The 15,474-nt window shown below is 62.4% G+C and carries 14 protein-coding genes; 6 read left to right on the top strand and 8 right to left on the bottom strand.

Features of this window, described 5'->3' with window-relative positions; all coding sequences use genetic code 11:
* Positions 1-49: 49 nt before the first annotated feature.
* Complete coding sequence (locus tag AAGS40_RS18060; protein WP_345816144.1) at positions 50-1,069, bottom strand: VTT domain-containing protein; 1,020 nt, start codon at positions 1,067-1,069, stop codon at positions 50-52.
* A 308-nt stretch (positions 1,070-1,377) separates the two neighbouring features.
* Here AAGS40_RS18060 and AAGS40_RS18065 point away from each other — a divergent pair, with 308 nt between their 5' ends.
* Entirely contained in the window at positions 1,378-1,983 is a 606-nt protein-coding gene (locus AAGS40_RS18065) for a peroxidase-related enzyme (RefSeq protein ID WP_345816145.1), read from the top strand.
* An 82-nt stretch (positions 1,984-2,065) separates the two neighbouring features.
* Here AAGS40_RS18065 and AAGS40_RS18070 read toward each other — a convergent pair whose 3' ends face one another.
* On the bottom strand, positions 2,066-3,316 hold the full coding sequence (locus AAGS40_RS18070; protein WP_345816146.1) for an MFS transporter: 1,251 nt from the start codon (positions 3,314-3,316) through the stop codon (positions 2,066-2,068).
* 101 nt (positions 3,317-3,417) lie between these two features.
* Complete coding sequence (locus AAGS40_RS18075; RefSeq protein ID WP_345816147.1) at positions 3,418-4,368, bottom strand: LysR substrate-binding domain-containing protein; 951 nt, start codon at positions 4,366-4,368, stop codon at positions 3,418-3,420.
* 254 nt (positions 4,369-4,622) lie between these two features.
* Between AAGS40_RS18075 and AAGS40_RS18080 the strand changes: the two genes are divergently transcribed.
* Positions 4,623-5,351 (top strand): DUF899 family protein, encoded by a 729-nt coding sequence (locus tag AAGS40_RS18080; RefSeq protein ID WP_345816148.1) that lies wholly within the window; start codon positions 4,623-4,625, stop codon positions 5,349-5,351.
* On the opposite strand, the gene AAGS40_RS18085 is transcribed toward AAGS40_RS18080, so the two are convergent.
* Both AAGS40_RS18085 and AAGS40_RS18090 read right to left on the bottom strand, forming a co-directional pair.
* The gene (locus AAGS40_RS18085) at positions 5,330-7,321 is read right to left on the bottom strand and encodes an EAL domain-containing protein (protein ID WP_345816149.1); all 1,992 of its coding nucleotides are present in this window, start codon (positions 7,319-7,321) and stop codon (positions 5,330-5,332) included. The two genes, AAGS40_RS18080 and AAGS40_RS18085, sit on opposite strands and share 22 nt — an antisense overlap.
* 248 nt (positions 7,322-7,569) lie before the next feature.
* On the bottom strand, positions 7,570-7,953 hold the full coding sequence (locus AAGS40_RS18090; RefSeq protein WP_345816621.1) for a hypothetical protein: 384 nt from the start codon (positions 7,951-7,953) through the stop codon (positions 7,570-7,572).
* A 349-nt stretch (positions 7,954-8,302) separates the two neighbouring features.
* On the opposite strand from AAGS40_RS18090, the gene AAGS40_RS18095 reads away from it, so the two are divergent.
* A complete protein-coding gene (locus tag AAGS40_RS18095; protein ID WP_006049832.1) occupies positions 8,303-8,581 on the top strand; it encodes an HU family DNA-binding protein in 279 nt (92 codons plus the stop codon).
* Positions 8,582-8,721: 140 nt separating this feature from the next.
* Here the strand turns inward: AAGS40_RS18095 and AAGS40_RS18100 are convergent, their stop codons facing one another.
* From AAGS40_RS18100 to AAGS40_RS18110, 3 genes are all read right to left on the bottom strand, one after another.
* Positions 8,722-9,858 (bottom strand): 3-deoxy-7-phosphoheptulonate synthase, encoded by a 1,137-nt coding sequence (locus tag AAGS40_RS18100; RefSeq protein ID WP_345816150.1) that lies wholly within the window; start codon positions 9,856-9,858, stop codon positions 8,722-8,724.
* Positions 9,859-9,980: 122 nt separating this feature from the next.
* Positions 9,981-10,784, bottom strand: coding sequence for a DUF72 domain-containing protein (locus AAGS40_RS18105; RefSeq protein WP_345816151.1), 804 nt, complete (start codon positions 10,782-10,784; stop codon positions 9,981-9,983).
* An 86-nt stretch (positions 10,785-10,870) separates the two neighbouring features.
* Positions 10,871-11,617 (bottom strand): TetR/AcrR family transcriptional regulator, encoded by a 747-nt coding sequence (locus AAGS40_RS18110; protein ID WP_345816152.1) that lies wholly within the window; start codon positions 11,615-11,617, stop codon positions 10,871-10,873.
* Between the two features lie 181 nt (positions 11,618-11,798).
* Between AAGS40_RS18110 and AAGS40_RS18115 the strand changes: the two genes are divergently transcribed.
* From AAGS40_RS18115 to AAGS40_RS18125, 3 genes are read left to right on the top strand one after another with little or no spacing between them, the layout of a single operon-like run.
* Positions 11,799-12,980, top strand: a complete 1,182-nt coding sequence (locus AAGS40_RS18115) for an isovaleryl-CoA dehydrogenase (RefSeq protein ID WP_345816153.1) — start codon at positions 11,799-11,801, stop codon at positions 12,978-12,980.
* A 51-nt stretch (positions 12,981-13,031) separates the two neighbouring features.
* Entirely contained in the window at positions 13,032-14,639 is a 1,608-nt protein-coding gene (locus tag AAGS40_RS18120) for a carboxyl transferase domain-containing protein (protein WP_345816154.1), read from the top strand.
* 35 nt (positions 14,640-14,674) lie between these two features.
* Positions 14,675-15,460 (top strand): enoyl-CoA hydratase/isomerase family protein, encoded by a 786-nt coding sequence (locus tag AAGS40_RS18125; protein WP_345816155.1) that lies wholly within the window; start codon positions 14,675-14,677, stop codon positions 15,458-15,460.
* Positions 15,461-15,474: the final 14 nt, after the last annotated feature.

A 15,474-nucleotide genomic window follows, 5' to 3' on the forward strand; every position in this document is an offset into this window, starting at 1 on the left:
CAGCACGTTCGCGCCGTGGGTTCCGATCGCGGAAAGTCCACGGTGCGAATTACTTCGCAAGCCGTGCGCGCACCGTGTATTCGCCTGGTTCGCCTTCGTCCTCGATCAGGTGGGCTTTCGACGTACTGAAGTCGGGCGGTATCGGCTCGACCGGGTAGCCGCGCTTCTCCCACGCGTCGAGTCCGCCCTTGAGCGCTTTCACCTGATGAATGTTCTTTTGATGCAACTGGCTGATGATCCGCTTGGCCGTAGCCTCGTTCGGACACACGCAGTACACGACGATCGGACGCTTGAGCAGTTCAGGATCGATGGGCTCGGGTGAGTCGAGGTCGAGCGGCAGCGCGCCCGCGATCCGGTGCGACTCGCGCGCGCGTACGCTGGCGGGACGCGCGTCAAAAATCAGCGGGGGTTCGTCGGACTTCATGAGCCCATCGAGCTGATCCGGCGAAATGCGCACGTCCGCAAGCCAGCGGCGGAATTGCCAGCGCCGGATCCAGCGATACACCAGCACGACGACGAAGATCACCGCAAACGCGTCGAAAATCGTGCCGCCATTGTGGCGCACGAGCAGCATCAACTGCACGATCTGGTCGTGCAGCGCGGCGCCGCCAATCACCCAGACGCACGCCCATAGCGTCGCGCCGACAAAATCCCATAACAGAAATACGCCGACATTGATCGCGGTGGTGCCAAGCAACGGCGCGGACACCAGTCCAAGGCCCGGCAAGAACTTCGCGACGGTCAGAATGGGCGCGCCGTATCGCTCGTATGTATTGCGAGCAACGCGCACAGTCGTGTCGAGCGAAAGAGAGAAACGCACCAGGTAGGTCAGCAGACGGCGGCCATACGCGCGGCCCGTAAAGAACCACAGCGAGTCGGCGAGCAGCGTGGCGGCCACTGCCGCGCAGACCACGCTTGCATAAGAGGTTTGCCCCATGGCGGCCATCGTTCCGCCGAGAATCAGCATCGGCGCAGCGGGAATCGGCAAGCCGAGCTGCGTAATGAGCACGCTCATGAAGACGGCCCACACGCCGAGCGATGGCGGAATAGCAATGGGGAAGTGCCACACAACCGGGCTCCTGGGAATGCAATGAACGTTGATGGATGATCGGCAGCGCGGCGCGCACGGCATGGGAACAGCCCACGTAATGCATATTCCGTTCCCGAACGAACTATCGGCTTCTGCGAGCGCCTGAACATGCAAGCGGCTTGTTCGCAAGGCCCGAGTCGCAGTGAAGATTTAAGCACAGGTAGACAAAGCGCGTTGTGTACGTCATGAGGAAACGCGACCCGGTTGCTACAATCGTCACAGACAGACAGACAGACAGACAGACAGACAGACAGACAGACAGACAGACATGATAAGGGAGACATCGCATGGCCACGCTACAGCCCATCAGCCGCTACCCCGTGCCCAACCCGGACGAGTGGCCGCAGGACATTCGCGCCCGTATTCTCGAGGTGCAGGAAAAAGCCGGGTTCGTCCCAAACGTGTTTCTCACGCTCGCTCACCGGCCGGACGAGTTCCGCGCTTTCTTCGCTTATCACGACGCGCTGATGCTCAAGGAAGGCGGCCTCAGTAAAGGCGAGCGCGAGATGATCGTGGTGGCTACGAGCGCGGTGAACGACTGTCTGTATTGCGTGGTCGCGCATGGCGCGATTCTGCGGATCTACGAAAAGGCGCCCTTGCTCGCGGATCAGGTGGCCGTCAATCATCGCAAGGCGGAGATCACCGCGCGTCAGAAGGTCATGCTCGATTTTGCGCTGAAGGTATGCCGCGCGTCGGGCACCGTGGATGACGCCGACTTCCAGATACTACGCGAGCACGGCTTTTCCGACGAAGACATCTGGGACATCGCGGCAATCACGGCGTTTTTTGGTTTGTCGAACCGGATGGCGAATGTGATTTCAATGCGTCCGAACGACGAGTTCTTTCTGATGGGACGCGTGCCGAAAGACGCGTCGGCGCCGCCGCGTCAATGAGTGCAGCGGTGAGCGCGGCAGGGTGCCGGCGCATGAAGCGCGGCGTCAATCGTCCTCTGAGTGACGCCGCGTGCATCGCCGTTCAGGCGCTCACCGACTTTGAACCGGCACCGGGCGCGCTGAGCGCGCGGTCGTCGATCGGGAAATGCAGCATCGCGGCGAAGAGTCCGGCGAGGACCGTCGCTTCCCACAGCAGCGAATACGAGCCAGTCAGATCGAACACGAGGCCGCCGAGCCACGCGCCGAGGAACGAGCCGAGCTGATGACTCAGAAAGCACATCCCGAACAGCGTGCCGAGATGGCGCGTGCCGAATACTTTCGCGACGAGCCCGCTCGTCAGCGGCACGGTGCCGAGCCACGTCAGGCCCATCACCGCGGCGAAGATGACGACGGATGCGGAGGTCTTCGGCAGCACGAAGAACGTGCCGATCGTCGCGCTGCGAATCAGATATAGCCAGCCGAGCACATGATGCTGGCGGAAGCGTCCGCCGAGCCAGCCGCATCCCCAACTGCCTGCCATGTTGAAGAGTCCGATCAGCGCGAGCGCAGTGGCACCGAGGCCGAGCGGCATATGACAGAGCGTCAGATACTCAGGCAGGTGCGTGGCGATGAACGCAAGCTGGAAGCCGCACGTGAAAAAGCCCAGCGTCAGCAGCCGGTAACCGCGATGCCGTGCCGCCTGTGCAAGCACCTGACCAAGCGGCGCGGCGGGTGGTGGCTGAACCGGCGTGCCGACTTGCGGGCGACGGTCGAGCACCATGCCGAGCGGCGCGACGAGCAGCATGAGAAACGCAAGCGCGAGCAACGAAGCAGCAATGCCCGCGTGGAGCCTGACGCCTTGCGCGAACGGCACCAGCAGCACCTGGCCGGCCGAGCCGCCGGCGCTGACGAGACCCATCGCCACACTGCGCTTCTGCGCCGATGCGATCCGCCCGACCGCCGGCAGCACTACGCCAAAGGTCGTGCAACTTACGCCAATTCCGACCAGCAGTCCCATGCCGACGATCAGCGTTGCGCCGCCTGGCGCGACCGCCGACAAGCCGAGCCCTGCTGCAAAGGTTGTCGCGCCGAATGCGACGACGGGCGTCGAGCCGTACCGATCCGCGGCCGCGCCGGCGAACGGCTGCGCGAAGCCCCACACGAGGTTGTGCAGCGCGATCGCAAATGCAATCAACGTGACCGGCAAGCCACGGTCGAACGAGAACGGGCCGATAAAGAGCCCGAAAGTCTGACGGATGCCCATTGCGGCGCTCAGAATGAGCGCGCCGGCAAGGATGACGAGTGTGGTCTGGTTGAAGGCGGGCGCGAAGCGCCTCGTGTGAGCTGTCGACATGGTTCTGATCTCCTTTGACACATGGTCGCAGCGGGCGTCCGATGCGGCAAAGGAAACGTGTTCGACGACAGGTGAGCGCGGCTCACCTGTCCAGTGCAAGGCTAACCCGCCGCGCTGCGCGGTGCCGTGTGGACGTAGCCTTGGGTTTGGGCTTCGACATGTTGCGCCTCGCTGATCAGCCAGCGCCGGAAGTCGAACAGCTCCGGTCTGCGCTCCTCATTTTCCGCGCTCACCAGCCAGTAGGCGGTGGTCGAGTCGATCGACGCGCGTGAGGCCTCCACCAGCGCGCCGCTTGCGAGATCGCGATCGACCAGCGGTTTCCTGCCGAGCGCGACACCGAGACCCATGCTGGCCGCTTCGAACGCTAGCTGGATCGTATCGACGCGCAGGCCGTCGGTCGTGTCGACGTCTTGCGCGCCGGTTGCCTCCAGCCACACCTGCCAGTCCTCGCTTGCGGCGTTCACGTGAATCAGCGTCGCGTGGCGCAGGTCGATTTCATCGTCGGCGCCGTGCAACGCATGTAGTTTTGCCCGATAAGCGGGGCTGCACACGGGCACGAAACGCTCACTGAACAGGCGCACCCAGCCGGTGCCTGCGACCGGCGCGCGGCTCAGGCGAATCGCAAAGTCGAAACCGTCGACGGGAAAGCCGACCTGGCGGTGCGACGTGTCCACGGTCACGTTCACGTTCGGCCAGCGTTCACGAAACTCCGCCAGGCGCGGCAACAGCCAGCGCGACGCAAACGTCGGTGCGCAACTGACTGCCACCGGCCGGTTTGCGCGATGATTGGGCAAGCGCTGCGTGCCGATGGCGATCAGCGAAAACGCCTCGGACACGTACGACAGATAGTCGGCGCCCGTCGCCGTGAGCGAAATGCCGCGCGGTTCGCGCACGAACAGTTCGACCCCGAGCGCCTGTTCGAGACCCACGATGCCGTGACTGATCGCACTCGGCGTGACGTTCAGTTCGGCGGCGGCGAGTTTGAAGCTCTGATGGCGGCCGGCGGCTTCGAAAAAGCGCAACGCGGGCAACGGCGGTAAGCGCAGCGGCATGATGCATCCCCAAGGTCGGCGCGACGCGCGCCGTGCAGGTGCTGTGTCGGTACCCGCGCGCCGGTCGGCTGCGCGCGGTTCGGGTAAAGGATACCTTGCCGGGCGAACGCGTTCACGTGCGGATTTTTTGCGGGGCGAGGGCTGCACGGCGGCCAGCAAAAAATCGGGTTATTCATGTCGATTTCGGAGCCCGCCACGCGTCGACGTAGTGAAGGGGTGCCGTGCCCTTTCCCCAACCAACAAGGAGATTGCTGATGACTGATCCGCAAATATCCGCACCGGCGCTCAAACCGGCCCGTGACCTCGCCGGATCGCCGAGCCGGTTCCCGGGTGAAAGCGCCGCTTATCGCCGCGCCCGCAACGAATTGCTGGCCGAGGAAATCGAATTGCGCCGCCACATCGAACGGGTGGCCGCGCAGCGCCGCGCGTTGCCGCCCGGCGGCGAGGTGCCGGAGGATTATCCGTTCGAAAGTGAAGCCGGGCCCGTCAAACTGTCGGATATGTTTGGGCCGCACGACACGCTGATTACCTATAACTGGATGTTCGGGCCGCGGCGCACCCGGCCGTGTCCAATGTGCAGTTCGCTGCTGGCCGCCTACGACGGTGAAGTGCCCGATATCCTGCAACGGGTCGGATTCGCGGTGATTGGCCGCGCGCCGATCGACAGACTCGTGGCGTTCAAGCAGGAGCGGGGCTGGCGTTATCTGCCGCTCTACTCGTCAGGCGGCAACACATTCAATCGCGACTACGCGGCGGAGGACCCCGATGGCGACGACAACCCGGCGTTAAACGTGTTCACGCGTTCGGGCGGCACCATCCGGCATTTCTGGGCCGAGGAAATGGGGCCGAGCACCGCTGACCCTGGACAGGACCCGCGCGGCGCGCCTGATCTGATGCCGCTGTGGCTGCTGCTCGACAAGACGCCCGGGGGGCGAGGCCGCGACTGGTACCCCAAACTGAATTACGACACCGCGGCCGCCTGATCGCCCTCGACATGGGCCGCATGGGCCGCATGGGCCGCTTCGAGATACCCAGCCACGGCGTCGGCGCGCATCGGGCGGCCGAACAGATAGCCCTGGAGTGCGCGTGCGCCGAGCGCTTTCACGACGTCGGCCTGCGACGGTGTTTCGAGTCCTTCCACCACGCACTCGAGTCCGAGATTGCGGCACAGGTCGAGCACCGATTTGACGATCTTTTTCGACGCGCTGCTGGTGTGCACGTCGGTCATGAAGCTGCGGTCGATCTTGATCGTGTCGAACGGCAGCCGGTGCACGTAGCTCAGACTCGAATAGCCTGTACCGAAATCGTCGAGCGACACCCGGCAGCCTGCTTTCTTGATCGTCGTGAGTGAGCGGCGCGCCTGCTCGAAGTCGCGCGTCAGCGCGGTCTCCGTGATCTCGAACGACACGCGGTGCGGCGACACACCGCTCGCGGCCACGATGTCGATCAGACGGCGCGCGCGTGCCGAAGTTGAAATGTCGATCGAGGACAGGTTGAATGACAGATAAAGCGTGGAAGGCCAGCGCGACATTTCGCCAAGCGCTTTGCGCAGCAAGATTTCCGTCATGCGCAAAATCAGTTCGGTACGCTCTGCAATCCGAATGAATTCGTCGGGACTCACGTCGCCGAGCCGCGCGTTGTGCCAGCGGCCCAATGCTTCCAGCCCGATCGTGCGTTGTGCGAGCACGTCGTAGATCGGCTGGAATTCGAGAAAGAGTTCCGCTTCCAGATCGGCGTGCCGCAGTTCCTGGGTGACGAGACTCGAACGGCGAATGCGCGTTTCGTGTTCGCTCGAAAAAATCACGGGCATTCCGCGTTGGCCTTCCTTGCCGGCGTACAGCGCGGCGTCGGCGCGTTCGAATACCTGCGCCACCGTGGCGCCGGCTTCCGGAAACGCAGCCCAGCCAATCGTTCCCGACAGTTCCGCAACATTGCCGCCCACGCGGTACGGTTGGCTCAACGCGTCGCAGATACGTTTGCCGAGCGCCATCAGTGTGTCTTTCGCGAGGCGATGTTGCGCGAGCACCCCGAACTCGTCGCCGCCGAGCCGGGAGAAGAAGATGCCCGGTTCGGCGAGCGCGGTGAGCCGCTGGCCGACTTCCTGCAGCACGAGATCGCCGCACGCGTGACCGTAGATGTCATTGACCTGCTTGAAGCCGTCCAGATCGATCAGGCCGACGTTAAAGCCGCCGCCGCTGCCGAGCACCTCCTCTGAGAGGGCGCGTAGCGACGCGAAGAAGCTGCGCCGGTTGGGCAGATCAGTGAGACTGTCGATGCTGGCGAGACGGAAGTTGTCGTCGCTCAGCCGCTGCGTTTTTTGCTGGCTTGCCTGCAGTTCACGCTGCGCATGGACCACGTCGGCGAAGGTCTGGTAGTACATCTGAATGATGAAGGAAAGCGCGAAGCCCACCAGCGTCATGTCGATTGCCATCGCGATGAAAACGGGGTACCCGGTAAAAACCAGAAACGTCGAAAAGCTCAGGATGACGATCGATAGCAGCAGCAGCGCCGCAGTGCGCAGATGCATCAGGCAGAACACGCATCCCACCACGGTCGTTGCCATGTAGAACGCGACCTGCGCCTGGTCGTAAGCATTGCCGTACGGAAACAGCATGAGCGACCACGCGCTGAATGCGACGCCGAAAAGCGCGGCGAGCCAGTTCAGCTTGCGCAGTTCGGGCATGGCCTGCGTCTGTGTCAGTACATGCTTGCGGGCGCGCCACCACCGCATGCAGCGAACCATGCACGCGAGGCTCAGCGCGGCTGGAATATAGATGGAAAGCCAGGCCGGCGCGCAATGGAGATGCGTGATGGCAACCGTTGCCGTGTTGACCAGCAAAATGAAGTAGAGCAACGGCACCTGGCTGACGGACGCTTCGAGTTGCGAACGCACGAGTTCGGGGTCGCCTTCCGCGACAGACAGCGTTTTCCTCAATTTCCCAAGCCCGACCATGTTCCTTCCTTAACGTTTGCGCAGCACACGCAGCTTTGTATATCGGCTGACGCGACGCGACCTGAAGGGCGTTGGAAGTTGAAATAATGGGTATTCGCCGTTGATGGTCAGTGGGCGCCGCCCGTGCGGGCCCGCGATCCGGTCATGCGGGAAGGTTGCGGTCAAACTGGCCGATGGACGCCAGCCCGCGGTGAACAGGCGTCACCGCCTGCTCGAAGCGGCGTCCAAAGTGTCGTTCAAAGTGTCGTTCAAAGTGTCGGGCACGACAGCACGTGTTGTGGCGCGAGCGTGGTTCCGGGGTCGCCATTCGTGACGGGGGTGCCTTGCGGCGGGGTCGAGACGAGGCGGACCGAGTCGACTCCCGCGGTGGCCAGCACGTATTTTTCCTGGCTGTCAGCCGGTTGCCAATACGCGCGAAAGACGCCGCCATCACCGAAAACGTGCAGGGTGCCGTGCACGGTTTTTGTCCCGGCGACGAGGTCCACGGGTTCACCGTCCCGCACTTTGAAGCTGTGCAACCCTTGGGAATTGACTGCGCCGGAGAGCGGCGCGCAGCCCATATCGTCGGCGGCGAACGCGGTGAGCGGCACGGCAATAAGCGAGATGTATGTTGCAATAAGGCGAAAATTCATCTTTTTTATCCTCCCGAATTCTTTTAATGAACGGTGTTGGCGGGTCATTGAAACGGCTTCCTGAACCCGCATACGATAGTAAAAATGCCCGAACGGGTTGCGGTTGGCCGTGCTAAAGCACTGAAATTGCAACGGATTGTGATAGGCCGATTGCCGTATTGGACCGCTTGAGTCGCGTAAGCACGCGTTTCTTATGGCACTTTGCACGTAAAAAACGTCAAATTGGCTGTGGGCGGGTGATACACGGCTTACACCCAAGGTTTGCGCGAATGCGCGCCTATGCGTTAGTGTGTCGGTCCCGGCGCAACAGATGTAGCGCCGGTTCCATGATTACCATACGGGAAGTGCTATGAACAAACAGGAACTGATTGACGCAGTCGCCGCAGCAACGGGCGAGAGCAAAGCGGCCACCGGCCAGACCATCGACGCTATCGTCGAAGCGGTAACAAAAGCCGTTGTGGGTGGCGATACGGTGCAACTGGTCGGTTTCGGTTCTTTCTCGACCGGCGCGCGCGCAGCACGCGTGGGCCGCAATCCGTCGACGGGTGCCGAGATCCAGATCGCGGCGGCCAAGACCGTGAAGTTCACGGCGGGCAAGGCGTTCAAGGAAGCGGTCAACGCTTCGTAATGCCACGCGCCTTGCGTCGGAGCATGCTTGCATGCCACCTCGGCGCGCGCAGTGCGATGCCTCGGGCGTAAGGAATCACGTGCTGCACCACCTCGGATGGTGAACCGTCCGGCGGCGGGTGCGGCGCGTGTGCATCGCGTTTATAGGTTTTCCGTTGCTGAGCCCGCGCGACGTTTGCGGGTGGCATCGGCCAGCGTGTCGAGCACCGGTTCGGTCTGTGCCCAGCTCACGCAGGCATCCGTGATCGATACGCCGTAGCGTAGCGGCACTCCGGCTTTCAGATCCTGACGGCCTTCCTCCAGATGACTTTCGAGCATGACGCCGACAATCCGGCGCTCGCGCTGCGACAGTTGTTGCGCTATATCCTGCACGACCTCGATCTGACGCAAATGCGATTTGCCCGAATTCGCGTGCGAGCAGTCGATCATCACCTGCTCACGCAAGCCCGCTGATCGCAGCGCGGCGCAGGTCGCCTCCACTGATGCGCGGTCGTAGTTCGGCCCTTGCTTGCCGCCGCGCAGGATCACGTGCGCATCGCCGTTGCCGCGCGTTTCGAAGATGGCCGCCATGCCCATCTTGGTCATGCCCATGAATGCATGGCTCGCTCGCGCGGCGACAATGGCATCCGCGGCGATCTGCACGCCGCCGTCGGTGCCGTTCTTGAAGCCGATTGGGCAGCTCAGCCCCGACGCCAGTTGACGGTGGCTCTGGCTCTCGGTCGTGCGTGCGCCAATGGCGCCCCACGCGATCAGATCGGCAATATATTGCGGGCTCAGCAGATCGAGAAACTCGGTGGCGGTGGACAGGCCAAGACCGTTGATATCCAGCAGCAATTGCCGCGCGAGACGCAGACCCTCGTTGATACGGAAGCTGCCGTCAAGACGCGGGTCGTTGATATAGCCCTTCCAGCCGACGGTCGTGCGCGGCTTTTCGAAGTACACGCGCATCACGATCAGCAGATCGTCGCGATAGGTGTCGGCGGCAACTTTCAGCTTGCGCGCGTAGTCGATTGCCTGGTCGTGATCGTGAATCGAACAGGGGCCGACGATCATCACGAGGCGATCGTCCCGGCCATGCAGGATGTCGGCGATTTCCGCGCGCGTTTTCTCGACGAGCGTTTGCACCGGCTCCGGCACGGGCAATTCGTCCTGCAGCAGTGCCGGCGATATCAGCGGACGGACTGCGCCGATCCGCACATCGTCGATGCGCGTGGTGTCCCGGGTGGCGTCGGCCGAGCCGACTTCCCGATCGTGCAAAGGATTGTCGATGGCGCTCAAAATATTCTCCCGGACCTGAATGAAGAGCGGGCCTCGCGGCCCGCATGAAATGACTGTGGACGTGCTGCGTGAGTGACTCGCCGGGATTATGACACTCGCGCGTGCCGGCCGGAGCAACACGCTCAGATGCGCTTGATGAGCGCCATGGCAGCGGCCGGATTGCGTTCCTTGAAGCCGCTGATCACGTACAGATAGACGTCGCGCGCCACGGCTTTTGCTGGCGCGGAGGCAGTCGTTTCCAGATCGTCCGGCGTGGCGCCGGATGAAAGTTGGCGCGCGCGTTCGGCCCAGGTGTCGAGCGCTTTGGTCGAGTACCCGTTGGCCTGCTTGTCGGTCGTCCCCATGATGCGCGCGTACACGAACGGCGCGGTGAGATCGGCGATCTGCGGATAGTCGCTGTCGCCGGCGAGCACGACCGCCACTTTGTATTTGCGGGCCAGCGCGACGAATTCCGGCGTCTTGAACGTGTCGTGACGGACTTCAAGGGCGTGTCGCAGTTTCTGTCCTTCGACACTCGAAGGCAGCAGTTTCAGAAACGCTTCGAAATCGTCGGGATCGAACTTCTTGGTCGGCGCGAATTGCCAGTTGATCGGCCCGAGCTTTTGTTTGAGCAGCAACAGGCCGCTCGCGAGAAAACGCTCGATCGTTTCACCGGCATCGGCGAGTACTTTGCGATTGGTCGCGTAGCGCGGCGCCTTCAGTGAAAAAACGAAATCGTCGGGCGTTTCCTGATACCACTTCTCGTAACTCGCGGGCTTCTGCAAACCGTAGAACGTGCCGTTGATTTCAATCGACGACAGGTGTTGACTCGCGTATTCAAGTTCGCGGCTTTGTGTGAGATCGGACGGGTAAAAGGTGCCGCGCCACGGCGCGTAAGTCCAGCCGCCTATACCGATCCGGATTGTCGCGGGCTTTTTTTTCGGCACCAGGCTTCTCCTTGAAAGTCATGCAAAGGGAAGCCGTAGAGTAGCCGGTTTTCAGGCGTTGAACAGCAGTTCGACGAACGCGGCGGCTACGCGTGGTCGGCCGTGCCCTCTGCGCCGTTGCGCGCCGCTTCCTCGAACCGGCGATTGGCTTCGGCCACTTCCGCGCGGAATTGCTGCAACGCGCCGAGTGCGGCATTGGGCGGCGCAAGCGCGGCCCACAGCACGTCGATCAGCTGACCCGCGGTCGCGTCGATATCGATATGCCGGTTCGCGAGCGTGGCGTCCCATAGCACGTGTTCCATCGGGCCGAACACCATCGAGCGCAACAGACGCAGCGGCATATCGGTACGAACCTGGCCGGTTTCCTGTCCCTGTGCGAGGACGCGCATCAACGGTGCGGTGTAGCGGCGCTGCAATTCGACGAGCGCCTCACTCAGTTCATGATGGCGTGCGCGTCCTTCGGACAACACCAGTGCGCATAGATCCGTGCCGTTCACGAGCATGAGCCGTAAATGGGTACGCACGATAAACGCGAACTGCTGACGCACGGTGCCCTCGCGCGGCAAGCCCGACTCGATTGCCTCGATGATCTCGTCGTACCAGTCGCCGATTACCCGCGCGCACAACTCGCGTTTGCCGCGAAAATAGCTGAACACCGTCGCCTCGGAGATGCCCAGACGTTGCGCGATTTCGGCCGTGGTCGCGCGCTCGTAACCCTTTTCGGAGAATACGTCGCGCCCCGCCTGAAGGATCTCCTTCACGCGCTGTTGCGACTTGCGTCCGGCGGGCTGGCGGCGCGAAGCGGGCAGCTCGGCGTTGGTAGCAACCGTCATATGAGTCCAGTTCAGTTTCAATGCTTGAAATCGTTCAGTCTAGCAATCGTATCACGCGCCAGAGCCCGTTTTGCTGCGTCAAACGTTTCTGAGTGATACTCAAAATTACCTATTGACGCTTACGGAAATCTCGCGTGAAATGCGGCTTGAACGTTTTGCGCTTACTCCAGGAGACACCGCAATGAGCAACCTGCCCGGTCTGCAATTCCCGCTTGGCGAAGAAATTGAAATGCTGCGCGACAGCATCGCGGGATTCGCTGCCAAAGAAATCGCTCCGCGCGCCGCGGAAATCGATCGCACGGACCAGTTTCCAATGGACCTGTGGCGCAAATTCGGCGACCTGGGTGTGCTCGGCATGACGGTGTCGGAAGAATACGGCGGCGCAAACATGGGCTACACAGCGCACATGATCGCGATGGAAGAGATCTCGCGCGCGTCGGCTTCGGTCGGGCTTTCGTATGGCGCGCACTCGAATCTATGTGTGAACCAGATTCACCGCAACGGCACCGAGGCGCAGAAGCGCAAGTACCTGCCCAAACTCGTGTCCGGCGAGCACGTCGGCGCACTCGCGATGAGCGAGCCCAACGCGGGCTCCGACGTGGTCAGCATGAAACTGCGCGCGGAGAAGCGAGGCGACCATTACGTGCTCAACGGCACAAAGATGTGGATCACCAATGGCCCGGATTGCGACACGCTGGTCGTCTATGCGAAGACCGATCCCGAAGCCAGTTCGCGCGGCATTACCGCGTTTATCGTCGAAAAGGGCATGAAGGGTTTCTCCGTCGCGCAGAAACTCGACAAGCTCGGCATGCGCGGCTCGCATACCGGCGAACTCGTGTTTCAGGACGTCGAAGTGCCGGAAGAAAACATCCTCGGCCAGTTGAACGGCGGCGCAAAGGTGCTGATGAGCGGCCTCGACTACGAGCGCGCCGTGCTCGCGGGCGGCCCGACCGGGATCATGGTCGCGGTGATGGACGCGGTCGTGCCGTACATCCATGACCGCAAGCAGTTCGGTCAGCCGATCGGCGAATTCCAGCTGATTCAGGGCAAGGTGGCCGATCTGTACACCACGTTGCAGGCGTGCCGCGCGTATCTCTATGCAGTGGGGCGTCAGCTCGACACGCTCGGCAAGGAACACGTGCGCCAGGTGCGCAAAGACTGCGCGGGCGTGATTCTCTACACCGCCGAGAAAGCCACGTGGATGGCCGGTGAGGCCATCCAGATTCTCGGCGGCAACGGCTATATCAACGAATATCCGGTGGGGCGTTTGTGGCGCGATGCGAAGCTCTATGAAATCGGCGCGGGCACAAGTGAAATTCGCCGCATGCTGATTGGGCGCGAACTGTTTGCAGAGACGGCCTGAACGCGGTTTAGCACAGCACCTACAAGAGCGGCGAACTGGAGAAGCCACGCAATGCCGATCATCGAATCAAAGCTGAATCCGCGCTCCGACGACTTCCGCGCCAACGCGGCGGCGCTCGAAGCGCTCGTCGCCGACCTGCGCGCCAAAGTGGAGAAACTCTCGCTGGGCGGTGGGCAGGCGGCGCGCGACAAACACACCGGGCGGGGCAAGTTGTTGCCGCGCGAGCGCATCGCGCAACTGCTCGACCCGGGCACGCCGTTTCTCGAGTTCTCGCAACTCGCCGCATACGGCATGTATAACGACGACGCACCGGGCGCGGGCGTGATCACCGGAATCGGAAGGATCGCGGGACAGGAGTGCGTGATCGTCTGCAATGACGCGACCGTGAAGGGCGGCACGTACTATCCGGTCACCGTCAAGAAGCACGTACGCGCGCAGGAAATCGCCGCGGAAAATCATCTGCCGTGTGTGTACCTGGTCGATTCGGGCGGTGCGAATCTGCCGAACCAGGACGACGTTTTTCCCGACCGCGATCACTTCGGGCGCATTTTCTACAATCAGGCGAACCTGTCCGCAGCCGGCATTCCGCAGATCGCCGTCGTCATGGGTTCGTGTACGGCCGGCGGCGCGTATGTGCCTGCGATGAGCGACGAGTCGATCATCGTCAGGAATCAGGGGACCATTTTTCTGGGCGGCCCGCCGCTCGTCAAAGCGGCTACCGGCGAAGTGGTCAGCGCGGAAGACCTGGGCGGCGGCGACGTGCATACGCGGCTGTCAGGCGTGGTCGATCATCTTGCGCAGAACGATCCGCATGCGCTGGCGATTGCGCGCAGCATCGTCGGTAATCTGAATCGCACGAAACAGGTGCCGGTTGCATTGCAGGAACCGAAGCCGCCACGCTACGACGTCGGCAGCATATACGGCGTGATTCCTGTCGACACGCGCAAGCCGTTCGATATTCGCGAAGTGATCGCGCGTATTGTCGACGACTCCGCGTTCGACGAATTCAAGGTCCGTTATGGCACAACGCTCGTCTGTGGCTTTGCGCATATCTGGGGACACCCGGTCGGCATCATCGCGAACAACGGCATTCTTTTTTCGGAGTCCGCGCTCAAGGGTGCGCACTTCATCGAACTGTGCTGCCAGCGGAAGATCCCGCTCGTGTTCCTGCAGAACATTACCGGCTTCATGGTGGGCCGCAAGTATGAAAACGAAGGGATTGCGCGAAATGGCGCAAAGATGGTGACAGCCGTGGCCACGGCGAAAGTGCCGAAGTTCACGGTAATCATCGGCGGCTCGTTCGGTGCGGGCAACTACGGGATGTGCGGCCGCGCGTATTCGCCGCGCTTTCTGTGGATGTGGCCGAACGCGCGCATTTCGGTCATGGGCGGTGAACAGGCGGCTTCGGTGCTGGCCACGGTGAAGCGCGACGGTATCGAAAGCAAAGGCGGCGCGTGGAGCGCGGAAGAAGAGGAAGCGTTCAAACAGCCGATTCGCGACCAGTACGAACATCAGGGCCACCCTTACTACGCAAGCGCGCGTTTGTGGGACGACGGTGTGATCGATCCGGCGCAAACGCGCGACGTGCTCGGTCTGGGTTTGTCGGCGGCGATGAATGCGCCGATCGAAGACACGCGTTTCGGTGTGTTCAGAATGTGACGCAGCGTCAATCTTAATTCGCGGGAGCGGCAGGCATGCAATACGACACGCTGGATGTGCAGTTCGCCGGGCAGATCGCCACGGTCACGCTGAATCGGCCGGACGTGCGCAACGCGTTCAATGAAACGATGATCGCGGAGCTGACGTCGGCCTTCACTGCGCTCAACGATCGCGACGACACGCGCGCGGTGGTGCTCGCCGCTAACGGCAAGGCGTTCTGCGCGGGCGCCGACCTGAACTGGATGAAGAAGATGGCCGGTTACTCGGATGACGAGAACCGCGCCGATGCCATGCGTCTTGCGGACATGCTGTCGGCGATTTATCGCTGCAACAAGCCGGTGATCGCACGTGTGAGCGGCGACGCCTACGCGGGCGGCATGGGGCTGATTTCGGTGTGCGATATCGTCGTGGCCGTCGAGGGCGCACGCTTCTGCCTGTCGGAAGCGCGCCTCGGACTGATTCCGGCGACCATCGCGCCGTATGTGATTCGCGCATTGGGCGAACAGGCGTCGCGCCGCTATTTCACTACTGCAGAACAGTTCGACTGCGCGACGGCGTTCCGTCTCGGCCTTGTCAGCGAAATGGTGAGCGCGGAACAGCTCGATGCGACTGTGCGGCAGATCGCCGACGCGTTGTGCGCGAATGGTCCGCAGGCGGTGCGCGCGTGCAAGCAGCTCGTGCAGGACGTCGCGGGCCGCGAGCTAAACGCGGCGCTCATCGAAGAGACGGCGGCGCGCATCGCACGCACCCGTGCCAGCGCGGAAGGCCGCGAAGGCGTGGCGTCGTTCCTCGACAAGCGCTCGCCCACATGGCGTGTCTGATGCCGGTCAGCTAG

It is taken from the genome of Paraburkholderia sp. PREW-6R (assembly GCF_039621805.1).
Taxonomy (GTDB): domain Bacteria; phylum Pseudomonadota; class Gammaproteobacteria; order Burkholderiales; family Burkholderiaceae; genus Paraburkholderia.

Bases quoted from the DNA above. Each gene is read 5' to 3' on its own strand.
- AAGS40_RS18090 (WP_345816621.1), bottom strand. From the start codon at position 7,953: ATGAATTTTCGCCTTATTGCAACATACATCTCGCTTATTGCCGTGCCG.
- AAGS40_RS18070 (WP_345816146.1), bottom strand. From the start codon at position 3,316: ATGTCGACAGCTCACACGAGGCGCTTCGCGCCCGCCTTCAACCAGACC.
- AAGS40_RS18120 (WP_345816154.1), top strand. From the start codon at position 13,032: ATGCCGATCATCGAATCAAAGCTGAATCCGCGCTCCGACGACTTCCGC.
- AAGS40_RS18095 (WP_006049832.1), top strand. From the start codon at position 8,303: ATGAACAAACAGGAACTGATTGACGCAGTCGCCGCAGCAACGGGCGAG.
- AAGS40_RS18110 (WP_345816152.1), bottom strand. From the start codon at position 11,617: ATGACGGTTGCTACCAACGCCGAGCTGCCCGCTTCGCGCCGCCAGCCC.
- AAGS40_RS18075 (WP_345816147.1), bottom strand. From the start codon at position 4,368: ATGCCGCTGCGCTTACCGCCGTTGCCCGCGTTGCGCTTTTTCGAAGCC.
- AAGS40_RS18065 (WP_345816145.1), top strand. From the start codon at position 1,378: ATGGCCACGCTACAGCCCATCAGCCGCTACCCCGTGCCCAACCCGGAC.
- AAGS40_RS18115 (WP_345816153.1), top strand. From the start codon at position 11,799: ATGAGCAACCTGCCCGGTCTGCAATTCCCGCTTGGCGAAGAAATTGAA.
- AAGS40_RS18080 (WP_345816148.1), top strand. From the start codon at position 4,623: ATGACTGATCCGCAAATATCCGCACCGGCGCTCAAACCGGCCCGTGAC.
- AAGS40_RS18125 (WP_345816155.1), top strand. From the start codon at position 14,675: ATGCAATACGACACGCTGGATGTGCAGTTCGCCGGGCAGATCGCCACG.
- AAGS40_RS18085 (WP_345816149.1), bottom strand. From the start codon at position 7,321: ATGGTCGGGCTTGGGAAATTGAGGAAAACGCTGTCTGTCGCGGAAGGC.